Annotated in this window: 11 protein-coding genes; 9 read left to right on the top strand and 2 right to left on the bottom strand. The window is 41.2% G+C overall.

From position 1 onward, the window contains the following. The first annotated feature begins 15 nt into the window (after positions 1-15). Positions 16-1,134 carry a tRNA 2-thiouridine(34) synthase MnmA gene (mnmA, locus tag RV00_RS08555; RefSeq protein ID WP_071862196.1) on the top strand — a complete coding sequence of 373 codons (1,119 nt, stop codon included), beginning with the start codon at positions 16-18 and terminating at the stop codon, positions 1,132-1,134. Positions 1,135-1,177: 43 nt separating this feature from the next. Here mnmA and RV00_RS08550 read toward each other — a convergent pair whose 3' ends face one another. After that, positions 1,178-1,408, bottom strand: coding sequence for a hypothetical protein (locus tag RV00_RS08550; protein ID WP_071862195.1), 231 nt, complete (start codon positions 1,406-1,408; stop codon positions 1,178-1,180). 83 nt (positions 1,409-1,491) lie between these two features. Further along, positions 1,492-2,739, bottom strand: coding sequence for a multidrug efflux MFS transporter (locus tag RV00_RS08545; protein ID WP_071862194.1), 1,248 nt, complete (start codon positions 2,737-2,739; stop codon positions 1,492-1,494). A 236-nt stretch (positions 2,740-2,975) separates the two neighbouring features. Here RV00_RS08545 and RV00_RS08540 point away from each other — a divergent pair, with 236 nt between their 5' ends. The 8 genes from RV00_RS08540 to RV00_RS08505 all read left to right on the top strand — a co-directional run bounded on the left by RV00_RS08540 (position 2,976) and on the right by RV00_RS08505 (position 13,012). Then, complete coding sequence (locus RV00_RS08540) at positions 2,976-3,347, top strand: DUF1033 family protein (RefSeq protein ID WP_071862193.1); 372 nt, start codon at positions 2,976-2,978, stop codon at positions 3,345-3,347. Then, the gene (locus RV00_RS08535; RefSeq protein WP_071862192.1) at positions 3,286-5,361 is read left to right on the top strand and encodes a DNA topoisomerase III; all 2,076 of its coding nucleotides are present in this window, start codon (positions 3,286-3,288) and stop codon (positions 5,359-5,361) included. The genes RV00_RS08540 and RV00_RS08535 overlap by 62 nt, the downstream gene beginning before the upstream one ends. A gap of 230 nt (positions 5,362-5,591) precedes the next feature. Continuing rightward, the gene (locus RV00_RS08530; RefSeq protein WP_071862191.1) at positions 5,592-8,270 is read left to right on the top strand and encodes a sigma-54-dependent transcriptional regulator; all 2,679 of its coding nucleotides are present in this window, start codon (positions 5,592-5,594) and stop codon (positions 8,268-8,270) included. Between the two features lie 121 nt (positions 8,271-8,391). After that, a complete protein-coding gene (locus tag RV00_RS08525; protein WP_071862190.1) occupies positions 8,392-8,709 on the top strand; it encodes a PTS sugar transporter subunit IIB in 318 nt (105 codons plus the stop codon). Positions 8,710-8,722: 13 nt separating this feature from the next. After that, positions 8,723-9,052: a PTS lactose/cellobiose transporter subunit IIA gene (locus tag RV00_RS08520; RefSeq protein ID WP_211272383.1), complete on the top strand. Its 330-nt coding sequence runs from the start codon at positions 8,723-8,725 to the stop codon at positions 9,050-9,052. 27 nt (positions 9,053-9,079) lie between these two features. Next, positions 9,080-10,222, top strand: a complete 1,143-nt coding sequence (locus tag RV00_RS08515) for a GNAT family N-acetyltransferase (RefSeq protein ID WP_071862189.1) — start codon at positions 9,080-9,082, stop codon at positions 10,220-10,222. 15 nt (positions 10,223-10,237) lie between these two features. Next, the gene (locus tag RV00_RS08510; protein WP_071862188.1) at positions 10,238-11,491 is read left to right on the top strand and encodes a PTS sugar transporter subunit IIC; all 1,254 of its coding nucleotides are present in this window, start codon (positions 10,238-10,240) and stop codon (positions 11,489-11,491) included. 132 nt (positions 11,492-11,623) lie between these two features. Beyond that, a complete protein-coding gene (locus RV00_RS08505; RefSeq protein ID WP_071862187.1) occupies positions 11,624-13,012 on the top strand; it encodes a glycoside hydrolase family 1 protein in 1,389 nt (462 codons plus the stop codon). The last annotated feature ends 17 nt before the right edge of the window (positions 13,013-13,029 follow it).

Genomic DNA, 13,029 nt, shown 5'->3' with positions numbered 1-13,029 from the left:
AATGATGGTGATACTGTGTCTAACAGCAACACACGAGTCGTCGTAGGAATGAGCGGCGGCGTCGATTCATCTGTAACAGCTTTGTTGTTAAAGGAACAAGGCTATGATGTAGTCGGCATTTTTATGAAAAATTGGGACGACACTGATGAAAATGGTGTTTGTACCGCGACAGAAGATTATAAGGACGTGGCGAAAGTCGCTGCTCAAATTGGCATTCCTTATTACTCTGTCAACTTCGAAAAGGAATATTGGGATCGGGTCTTTGAATATTTCTTAGCGGAATATCGTGCAGGCCGCACACCAAATCCTGACGTGATGTGCAACAAAGAGATCAAGTTCAAAGCTTTCTTAGATTACGCGATGGAATTAGGAGCGGATTACGTAGCAACTGGCCATTACGCACAAGTCGAAAAAGATGAAAATGGTGTCGTTCACATGTTACGAGGCGTCGATAATAATAAAGACCAAACGTATTTTTTGAGCCAATTATCGCAAGAACAATTAGCTAAGACGATGTTTCCTTTAGGTGGCATGCAAAAGCCAGAAGTTCGTGCAATCGCTGAACGTGCAGGCTTAGCAACCGCAAAGAAAAAGGATTCAACTGGAGTCTGCTTCATCGGCGAAAAGAATTTCAAACAATTCTTAAGCAACTATCTGCCTGCTAAAAAAGGCAAGATGGTCACACTTGATGGTGAAGAAAAAGGTACCCATGATGGTTTGATGTATTATACGATCGGCCAACGTCAAGGCCTAGGCATCGGCGGCGGCGGAAAAACGCAAGAGCCTTGGTTTGTAGTCGGCAAAGACTTAGCAACCAATACTTTATATGTAGGACAAGGTTTCCATCATGAAGCATTGTACGCTACAAGCTTAGATGCTAGCGAGATCCACTTTACTACTAGCGAAGACCGTCCAAAAGAATTTAAATGTACAGCGAAGTTCCGTTATCGTCAACAAGACTTGCCAGTGATTGTTCGTTTATTAGACGGCGATCGAGCAGAGGTTATTTTTGATGAACCTGTTCGCGCTATTACTCCCGGACAAGCAGTCGTTTTCTACGATGGTATGGAATGTCTTGGTGGCGGATTAATCGATCACGCCTATCAAGCAGCTAAAGAGTTACAATATATTTAAGCATAAAAAACGCGGGAACCTTCATTGAAGGTTCCCGCGTTTTTTATGCTAGGCTTTGTGCAAAATGAGCCATCGCAACTTTTACTTCATTTAGTTTTTCTGGTTTGATTAAAGGAAATAATTTTTCTTGTAGCTTTTTAAATTCTTCTAAGCTTAAATTATTGGTCTCTTGATCAGCAAAGCTCTTAACTAAAATTGCTTTTGCTTCTTCTTGTTTTCCTTCAATCGTGTTGTTTAGGAAAAAGTCTAAAAACTTTAATTGTCCTTCAAGCATGATCTTCACTTCTTTCATTAGTATCACTATCATTAATAGTATAAAAAACTAACGAAAAAGTTGCCATTAATAAGTCTTAACGATTAATGAGTTTCTTGAGCTTGTTGATTTTTCTCCGCGATTTCTTTTGTGTTGCGATGGACCAGCAGATAATTAGTTAAAACTAAGGCGGACGTCGAGATAAAGACACCGCGATAACCAAAGATGGAAGAAACACTCGAACCAATCATTGGTCCCACAACATTTCCCGCGGCTTGGAAGGATTGGTTGTAACTGAAAATTCTTCCAGCGGCATCATGAGGAGAATATTTGGTGATCAGTGCTTGTACCGCTGGTAATAGACAAGCGTCAGAGATTCCGACTAAGAAACGGAGAAAGGCTAATTGCCAAACATTGGTTACGATCGACATCGGTAAAAAGACCAACATAGCAAAAATCAAACCGATCCCTAAAATTTTCTCACTGCCGATGCGATCGCCTAACCGTCCAAAGCGGGGTGCTGCGATCAAAGTGGCGATCCCAGGAATCGATGCGATAATACCACTGACGAGAGTGACGTTGCCATGCCCATGCATCAATTGCCGTATATACAGACTAATGATCGGGCTAATGGAATTATTCGAAGCTTGAATGATTAAGGTAGTCACAAACATTCCAATCACGACATGAGGATATTTTAAGTTTTGGAAGATTTGTTTGGCTGGCACCATGTCTTTTTTCTCAACAGGTGTAAATTCTTCGTGGACAAATAATAGACTAAGGATGAAGACTAAGAATAAAATCCCACCGGTGATAAAGAAGGTTAGCCGATAGCCAAAGATCGAAGCCGTGACGCCACCAACTAATGGCCCCAGTAAATTTCCGGTGACCGCACCGGTGGCTAAGGTGCCAAGTACTTGTCCGCTTTTTTCGCGCGGTGTTCCAGTCGCAATTAGAGCGGTGGCGTTGCTAATGTAGCCGGAAAAAACACCTTGCAACAAACGTAATCCAATTAATTGATACACATTACCGACCGTACCCATCAAGCTAATGACGATAGCCATACCCAGGGAAGCCCGTAACAACATTAATTTTCGCCCTTTTTGATCGGCTAGCCTACCCCAAAGTGGAGACACGATTGCGGTAATCAAAAAGGTCGAAGAAAAGGTGATGCCGCTCCAAAAGTTTAGCTGTTGATTCGTATAGCTGCCTAATGAATCTATGTATAAAGACATGAAGGGCATCACTAAACTGAAACCGATGCCGGCCATAAAGGTACCAAACCATAAAACAATTAGGTTTTTTTGCCAAGTAGCGCGAGGTTGAAACAATTTATTTTTGATCTTACTCAAACTGATAATAGCCTTCTTTCAAAAAATTTCCATAATCGTTTTTCATTATAACCCCACGAGATGGGATATTAAATTTTCCAGCGTTGTGTTAGGATAGAATTAAGAAAAAAGCAATATTTTTTCGAGAATAATTTTTTAGATATCGAGCTTTTTATTGATTTTGTTTCAGCTGAAAACATATTTCTTGAATTTTTATTTCAAGGTACTTATGATTGAGGTGGAAAGAAGGGTCGAGGATGTATCAAGTAATCACGATGTATGGCGATAATGAACCTTGGTGGTTCTTTGAAGAGTGGCAGGCAGATATCCAAGAAACGGCAAGCTTTGATTCCTTAGATGAGGCGGTCGATTATTACGAAAATCGCTGGAATGAGCTCCGAAATACCAATACATATAGTAACGCAAAACAAAATTTTTTAAGTGCATTTTGGAAAGAGCAGGATGAACGCTGGTGTGAAGAGTGTGATGACTATTTACAACAGTACTGGGGCCTAGCTCTATTAAAAGACGAACAGCCGTTGACGGTTGACAGCAGAAAGGAATTTTATGAAACAGCTAATTATAGCGGAAAAGCCAAGTGTTGCAAGAGACTTGAGCAAGGTGCTTAACGCTACACAAAAGAATAAAAACTATTTCGAAGGACCCAATGTTGTCGTGACTTGGGCCCTTGGTCATTTATTGAGTCTAAAAATGCCAGAGGATCTAAACAAGGAATGGCAAAGTTGGCAAATGGAAACATTACCGATGATTCCAAAGCAGATCGGGATTACCCCGTTACCAAAAACTCGTGGACAATTAAAAGCGATTCAACAACTAGCGAAGCGTAAAGATATCTCGGAGGCAGTGATCGCCACCGATGCTGGTCGTGAAGGAGAATTAGTTGCTCGCTGGATCTTAGAGTATGTTCGATTTGAAAAGCCCGTTAAGCGGTTATGGATTTCTTCTCAGACCACTAAAGCTATCAAAGACGGCTTCAAACAGCTGAAACCAGCCAAAGAATATGATAATTTATACTATTCTGCTTTAGCACGGGCAAAAGCGGATTGGTTAGTGGGCTTGAATGTAACGCGGGCCTTGACGGTAAAATATGAAGACAGCCTCTCTGCCGGCCGGGTACAGACACCGACCTTGGCGATGGTTCGTCAGCAAGAAAAGAAAATCGAAAAGTTCCGTCCTCAAAGCTATTACGTGATTTCTTTAGAAGTCGAGGGACAAAAAACTAAATTAAACCAAAAAAATCCTTATGCCATCGCTGAACGAGCAGATGCCGAGCAATTAGTCAAAGAGCTAGGAAAACAAAAAGGTACGGTTACAGAGATTAGTCAGAAGGAAAAAGTAGAGCCGGCGCCGCTGCCTTATGATTTAACTGAAATCCAAAGAGAAGCCAATGCCCGCTACCAGTTTTCTGCCAAAAAAACCTTGTCACTGGTTCAAAGCTTATATGAAACGCATAAAATCGTGACCTATCCTCGAACCGACAGTAAATATTTGACGAACGATATGAAGGCGACGATGAAAGAACGGCTACAAGCAGTCGCAGACTTTGCGCCAGAGGTCAAAAGTTATATCAAAAATGGGGCGCAAGTCAAACAACAACGAGTCTTTAATGACAGCAAAGTCACCGACCATCACGCATTATTGCCAACGGAACAACGGCCTCGGTATGAAAAATTATCTACCGACGAACAACGAATCTACAATCTGATCGTTACGCGTTTCTTAGGTTTGTTTGCGGAACCGCATAAAGAAAGCCAACAAAAAGTGACAGTGACTTTTGACAAAGAGAGTTTCACCTTCCGCCAAAATAAAGTGTTGGTAGCTGGCTGGAAACCAGTTGAAGCTGATAAAAAAGCGATTCAATTTTCAGAAGGCATGAAGGTCGTACCAAATTTTACGATTGAAAAAGCGTTGACTACGCCGCCGAAGCCTTTGAACGAAGGCACATTGCTAGCCCAGATGGAGAAGCATAGCTTAGGAACACCGGCAACTCGTGCGGAAATCATTGAAAAGCTGATCAAGTCCGAATTGATGGAGCGTACCAATAGCGGCTTGCAAGTCTCACCAAAGGGCAAACAGCTGCTAGAGCTAGTCAATCCTTCATTAGTAACGCCAGAATTAACGGAGAAATGGGAGAAACAATTAGAAGCGATTGCCACCGGAAAGTACAGCAGCAAACAATTCTTGCAAGAGATCGAAGCGGACACAAAAAGATTAGTCAGTGAAGTCAAGCATAGTGATAAAAAATATCAAGACTTCTCTATTACCGCCAAAAAATGTCCAGAGTGCGGCTCACCGTTACGCGAAAAAAATACTCGCGATGGAAAAATCTTTATCTGTACCAATCCAGAATGTACGTATCGCCGCCGCAAAGATCCGAAGGTTTCCAATCACCGTTGCCCACAATGTCATCGTAAGATGGAGATCATTGATGGGAAGAATGGTTCCTACTTCCGCTGCAAATACGACGGAACAACAGAAAAAATGTTAGATAAAAAAGAACGTTCGAAAAAAATGACCAAGCACGAAGAACGGCGCCTGTTGAAGAAGATCAATGATCAAGAGGAGCCACAAGAAAGCCCGTTAGCCGCAGCACTAAAAGCGGCAATGAAAGAGCAAGACTAATACTAGCTGTTAGACCGATTAAGCGGTTCTAACAGCTTTTTAGTTTTAACGAAGCAACAAGGTCTATTGATGAAGAAAAATATGTCGATTATAATAGAAAGTAACTAACTGGCTCCTTCGTTCAGTTTGTTTTAAACAATCTAAACAGGAGGGGGTAGCCGTGCAGTGGAATTTTTGTAAGAAAAGGGTTACAATGTGATTGGTTTATACCATTCTCGGGAGGGATTTTTTTGAAATCAAGAAAAGATGAAGTGTTGGAACTGTTACGGTCCAATCCAGCAGAGCAAACTGCACAAGAATTGGCCGATCAAATGGGGATCGACCGGACAAATATTAGTCGCTATTTAAATGAGCTGACAAAAGAAGGCTCGGTTAAAAAAATCGATGGTCGTCCAGTAAAATTTCAATCAGCCGCGGTCTCTGCGGAAAAACATATTAACTTCGATAATTTAATTGGTCGCGAGGAATCACTGAAAAGTCAGATTCAAAAATCAAAAGCGGCTATTTTATACCCACCACGGGGCTTACATACGATTATTTTTGGTGAAACGGGGACAGGGAAGACGATGTTTGCAGAATGCATGTATCGTTTCGCGGTCGCTGCGGACGTATTAGACGAAAGCGCGCCTTTTATTACCTTTAACTGTGCCGACTATGCTCAAAATCCGCAACTGCTTTACGGACATATTTTTGGGGTAAAACGTGGCGCTTTTACCGGTGCGGAAGAAACACGCGAAGGCTTAATGGAAAAAGCCGATGGCGGTATTTTATTTTTAGATGAAATTCATCGTTTACCACCAGAAGGCCAAGAGATGCTGTTTACCTTTATCGACAAAGGAACCTTTCGTTCATTAGGGGACGGCAAAGAAAAGCACGCCTCCGTACAAATTATTGGGGCAACGACGGAAACCAGCTCGATGTTTTTATCGACCTTCAACCGTCGGATTCCTATGCAGATCGAGTTGCCATCTTTGGCTGAACGATCTTTAGACGAACGGTTAGGGATTATTAAGGAGTTCTTACAACAAGAAGCCAATCGCTTAGTCCAAGAGATTGCTATCGATAAACGTAGCTTGTTGGCCTTTCTGTTATACAAAGCCGAAGGGAACATCGGACAATTAAAGCGGGACTTGAAACTGGTTTGTGCAAAAGCCTTCCTGCATTATCAAACCAGCAATGATTCAGAAAAATTAATGATCGTGGAAGAGGACTTACCTTTAGTGGTCCAAAAAGGCTTATTGCGGATCAATGAAGTCCAAGATATGCTGATGCCTTTCTTAGATAAAAAGAATCTTTATTTGACCTTGAAGCCTGGAGCGGAGGATGTTGTTTGGGGACAAGATCCGAATAAAGATATGGAAGTCTATAATTCAATCACCTATAAATTGGAAAAACTAGGTCGGGAAAATCTGTCTGAGATCGACTTAGAAGAATTGATTAGTGACGATGTGGATCAATATTTTGAGACGTATGTAGAAGAACTTTCCCACTCTAATGCCTATCGCGAAATTATTTCCGATGATCTTTGGAAATTGGTAAATGATCTCTACGACTTTGCTAGTGCTAAAATGAATCGCGAATACGATGAAAAAGTGCGTTTCGCCTTTGCGCTGCATATTAACTCAACGATCGAACGAATTCGCGGGAATCAATTCATTTCTCATCCCAACTTAAATGATATCCGTCGCAACTATTCAAAGGAATTCTTATTGGCGATCGAATTTTCTAATCGGATTGAAGAAGCTTATAATATTATGATTCCTCTGGATGAGATCGGATTTATCACCATGTTTTTGACGATGGACAGCCACGAGGAACATAAAATCGACGAGAAGCAAGTAGCGATCCTCGTAATCATGCACGGAAAATCGACGGCTTCTAGTATGCTGGAGACCGTTCAAGAGTTATTAGGAACGACCAAAGGGATTGCCTTTAATATGCCTTTGACGCTGGATACGGAAGAAATGTATGCTCAAATCAAAAATTATTTGCAAGGTCAACGAGAAAACTTCACGGAAGGGATCATCTTGTTGACAGATATGGGCTCACCGAATAATTTTGGAAATTTAATCTATCACGAGATGGGCATTCGCACGCGGGTCATTTCAATGGCTAGTACGATGCTGGTTTTAGAAAGTCTGCGTCTGGCAACGTTAGGTCGTTCCCTTGAAGAAATTTATACCAGCGTGATCTCGATGTTCCAAACAATGGTTCGCTTGGAAGAACCTACGCCGAAAGATGAAAAGAAAGTGATCATTGTTGCCTGCTTCACCGGCGAAGGCGTGTCAAAACGCTTGAACGAAGTCGTTTCTCAGATCGTCAACCTCGAAGAATTTGAAGTCATTCAAATGCAGTCGCTGGAGCGAGAAAGTTTCAAGCATCGCATCGATCAACTAATTACGCACAAAGATATCGTAGCGATCGTGGGGACGATGGAGATCCACTATCAAAAGATTCCTTTTATTCCAGCAATGAATTTATTCAAACGCGAAAAGATTTTAGAATTCCAAGATTTATTAGGAAGCAAGATCACGTTACCAGAGATGGTGGACTCCTTGACGAAAAACTTTTCACCAGAGCTAGATGTAAAAACGTTATTTCTAGTAATTGATGATGCGTTACAGACGATTCGCAAAGATCAGGAATTGATTATTGAGAATACGGCATTGCAAGCGTTGAGTGTTCATATTGCTTTCTTGATTGATAAAATCAAAAAAGCCGAAGAACGACCTCCTTTTGAGAACGTCAAGTATTTTCATCAGCAAAATCGTTTATGCTTCAATCAAACAGCTGCTAGTTTGTCGCTACTGGAAAAACAATTTTCAGTTCGTTTTACTGAGGATGACATCGCCTACATTGTTAAAACGCTAGAAGATAATCGCGTAGAACTAGGATTGCACAGTGTGTAATCCTAGTTTTTTTGTGTGTATCTTGAAAACCTTATCATATCGGCTTCTGTGCGCCCGAAAAGTTGGCACGCCAATTGCTTTATATAAAGTGAACAATAAAAAAATTGAGGAGTGTTCGATTATGAAAAGAATTATGCTAGTTTGTGCAGCAGGGATGAGCACCAGTTTATTAGTAACAAAAATGGAAAAAGCAGCGGAAGCTCAAGGATTAGAATCTGATATCTTCGCAGTCTCTGCATCGGAAGCGGATTCAAAATTAGAAGATGCAAGCAAACCTGTTGATGTTTTATTATTAGGCCCACAAGTTCGTTTTATGAAAAACCAATTTGAAACAAAATTAGCAAGCACAGGAATTCCTGTTGATGTAATTGATATGAAAGATTATGGCATGATGAACGGTGAAGCTGTTTTAACTACTGCCCTTAATCTAATGAAGTAAGGAGCTAAAAAAGATGAGTGAAACAATGAGTCAAGAACAATTAGAAGCCGTTATGGGATTGATTATCAATGCCGGCAATGCTAAGAGCGATGCAATGGAAGCGATTCAAGCTGCTAAAGCAGGAGATTTTGCTTTGGCACAAGAAAAATTAACTGCGGCAGATCAAGCATTAGTGGAAGCCCATCATTCTCAAACTGGTCTATTGACAGAGGAAGCCAGCGGCAATCCGATGACTGTAACTTTGTTAGCGGTTCACAGCCAAGACCATTTGATGACGAGCTTGACTTTCAATGATATGGCAAAAGAAGTCGTTGAATTGTATCAACGTTTAAGTAACGAATAAATTTTAAATAGATTGAGGAGTGATTCAATGAAATTAACACGTGATCAGAACAGTTTGAAAGCGATCACAGGTTTGATTGAATACGCTTTTAAGAAACAACAACCGATCATTGACGATTCGCTTTTTCTATCTCGTTATGAGCATGCTGATTGTTATGGCGTGTATCAAGACGATGAATTGACCAATTTGGTGATGGCGAATCACTTTGAAATTCAACTTTTTAACCAAAGAGTCAAAATGGCCGGCGTTGGTTATGTCGCCAGTTATCCTGAATATCGGGGAAAAGGCGGCATCAGTACGATTATGCTGGAGCTTTTGTCGGATCTTCATCAAAAAGGAGTGGCTGTCTCGCAGCTCGCACCTTTCTCAGAAGATTTTTATCGACAATTCGGCTATGAACCGACCAGTCGTCGTAAGACCTATCGGATACCGGCGCTAGCTTTTAATTATTTGACGAGTGAAAAAAGGGGGAGTGTGAAACGCGGATCTTGGCAACAGATGGAATCAGAGATCAAAAAGCTTTATCAACGTTTATTAATGCAGCAGCAAGTTGGAACGGTCGTCCGGGAAGACTGGTGGTGGGAACGTCTGAATCACTATTATGCCCATCGTTTTTATGCCGTTGCTTTCGACGAGGCGGGTGAAGCTAAAGGGTATCTGATTTATCGAATGCAAGGAGCCACATTATTAGTCGACGAGCTCGTCTACGAAGACGTATTCGCTTTGCGCAAATTATTAACGTACTTGAAGGCCCATGTCTCATCATTTGAAGAATTTCTTTATCACGCACCTGTTCACGAACGGATTGAAAAATGTTTCCGTGAACAAGAAGCACTTTCGATTACTTTAGAACCTTATATGATGAGTCGTATTATTGACATTGAGCAATTATTACCACATTTTCCAATTTGTCAAAAAGAAATTATTATTGAAGTAACGGAAGACCAAGAATGTCCTTGGAATGTGGGAAGCTGGCTAGTCAGTCAGGGAATGTGCCGAAAAGTTCAACAAGCAGGCGATATTAAAGCGTCCATTCATGGATGGAGCGAATTATTACTAGGGGAGCTGACTTTAACCGAGGGAATTTTTCTCGGAAAAGTCACAACGTCAAAGGACTTTGACACGGATGTCTTTCCAAAAGGGCAACAAAGCTTTTACGACTATTTTTAAACAGGGGGAAATACAATGGATAAATTTATCAATTTTATGGAAAAACACTTTATCCCATACGCTTCTAAAATTGGGAACCAGCGTCATTTAGTCGCGATTCGGGATGCCTTCACAGTAACCATGCCGTTAATGATTTTAGGGGCATTAGCGGTAATGATCAACAACTTGCCAATTCCAGCTTTCCAAAATGTCATGAACGGTATTTTTGGCGGTGAAGCATGGAAAGGCTTCGGCGGCGCTGTCTGGAACGGAACCTTTGGTGTTCTTTCAGTCTTTATCGCGTTTTTAGTTGCTTACAACTTAGCTAAAGGTGTTGGTAAAGATCCAATCGGAACAGGGGTTGTCTCTGTTGCGTCATTCTTCACTTTAGGAGCTGCTACAAGCGGAATGAACTCTTCTGGTTTATTCGTTGCCTTGATCGTAGGTATGTTAGTAGCTGAAATCTTCACTCGTTTAGTTGGTAATGACAAACTAGTTGTTAAAATGCCTGACGGCGTGCCACCAGCAGTTGCACGTTCATTTGCTTCTTTATTCCCAGCAATGATCACAATTTCGATCTTTGGTGTAATTGCAGCAATCATTGCCGGTTTTGGCGTTGAAGATATGTTCGCGGCTTTCTATGCAATGGTTCAAGAACCGTTCATGGGCTTAGCTAATTCATACGGTTCAGCACTATTGATCGCATTTATCACACCATTCTTATGGTTCTTCGGATTACATGGTGCCAATATGATCGACCCATTCATGCAGGCGATCAATGCGCCAGCGATTGAAGCGAACAATGCAGCAATCTCAGCTGGTAAAGCAGCACCTTATATCGTTAACAAACCATTTATTGACTCATTCGTAAACATGGGTGGTACTGGGGTAACAATTGGTTTAATTATCGCAATCTATTTAGTTGGACGTAAAAATAAACCATTCATGGTCGTAAACAACTTGGCCGCAGCTCCTGGTATTTTCAATATCAATGAGCCATTGATGTTTGGTTTGCCATTAGTATTGAATCCAGTCATGTTCATTCCATTTATCTTGACACCAATGGTTTGTGTAACCACTGCTTACTTTGCAACGAAATTTGGCTGGGTACCAGCCGCAACTGTTATGCCACCTTGGGTTACACCACCAATCATTGGCGGTTTCTTAGCAACACAAAGTATTTCAGGAGCAATTCTTGCTGCAGTTAACTTAGTGATCGCTATTGTAATGTATGTACCATTTGTATCTCTATCTACTAGATTAGAATTGAAAAAAGGAACTGAGATTTAAGGAATACGATGGGGATTAAGGATCACTCGATCCCTAATCCCTTTTCTTTTTATCTGCTAATACTGGTAGCTTAAGAGCCTGAAAACAAAGAATCTCAAAACAATAGACTTAGAAAAAGTTAGGAGCATTACAATGAAGAATTTTCCAAAGAATTTCTGGTGGGGTGCTGCCACATCAGGCCCGCAAAGCGAAGGACGTTTTAATAAAAAGCATGCGAATGTGTTTGATTATCATTATGAGATCGAACCAGAGAAATTCCATAACCAAGTAGGGCCAGACACGGCTTCAAACTTTTACAACAGCTATAAAGAAGACATCCATATGATGCGTTCTATTGGCATGAATAGCCTGCGGACGAGTATTCAATGGAGCCGCTTGATCGATGATTTAGAAACCAATACCGTGAATCAAGACGCGGTTGATTTTTACAACAATGTCATCGACACAATGATCGCTGAAGGTATGACACCCGTCATGAACTTGCATCATTTTGATTTGCCAGTTGAGCTTTACGACAAATACGGCGGCTGGGAATCGAAAAAAGTCGTGGACTTATATGTTGGCTTTGCCCAAAAATGTTTTGAATTATTTGGTGATCGCGTGAAATTCTGGGCGACTCATAACGAACCAATGGTCGTTGTTGAAGGGGAGTATTTATTCCAGTTCCACTATCCAAATATTGTTGACGGAAAGAAAGCAGTCCAAGTAGCTTACAACTTGAACTTAGCGTCAGCAAAAGCGATCCAAGCTTTTCGTAAATTAAACATCAAAGATGCACAAATCGGTACGATTTTAAATCTGACTCCGACGTACGCGGCTTCTGATGCACCTGAAGACCAAGAGGCAGCCCGAATCGCGGAGCTTTGGAACAACAAAATGTTCTTAGAACCAGCAGTTTACGGACATTTTCCAGCTGAGTTGGAAGAATTGTTGACGCAGGACAAAGTCTTGTGGAAAACAACCGATGCAGAAAAAGAAATCTTAAAAAACAATACCGTTGATTTCTTAGGAGTGAATTTCTATCATCCAAATCGGGTGAAGGCCCCCGATGTAGCACCCAATTCTGTTGGTGAATGGATGCCAGACCGTTACTATGATGCCTATGATATGCCAGGTCGTCGTGTAAACTTAGACCGCGGCTGGGAAATTTATCCAAAAGCTTTATACGATATCGCGGTGAACATCAAAGAAAATTATAAAAATATTCCGTGGTATGTCTCTGAAAATGGAATGGGTGTTTCTAACGAAGACCGTTTCAAAAACGCTGAAGGTATGATCGAAGACGACTACCGGATTGATTTTGTTCAAGAGCATTTAGAATGGCTGCATAAAGGAATCGAAGAAGGCTCCAATTGTTTTGGCTACCACATGTGGACACCAATTGATTGCTGGTCTTGGTTGAATTCTTATAAGAATCGCTATGGCTTCATTTCAAATAATATCCACACGCAAATTAAAACGGTCAAAAAATCTGGCTACTGGTTCAAAGAAGTAGCGGAACAAAATGGGTTAGACGACTAAGAAGCAGGAGGAAAACG

This window comes from Enterococcus devriesei (genome assembly GCF_001885905.1).
Taxonomy (GTDB): Bacteria; Bacillota; Bacilli; order Lactobacillales; family Enterococcaceae; genus Enterococcus_A; species Enterococcus_A devriesei.
The sequence above is the reverse complement of the archived record's forward strand: the minus strand, read 5'-3'. Positions and strand labels throughout refer to the sequence as shown.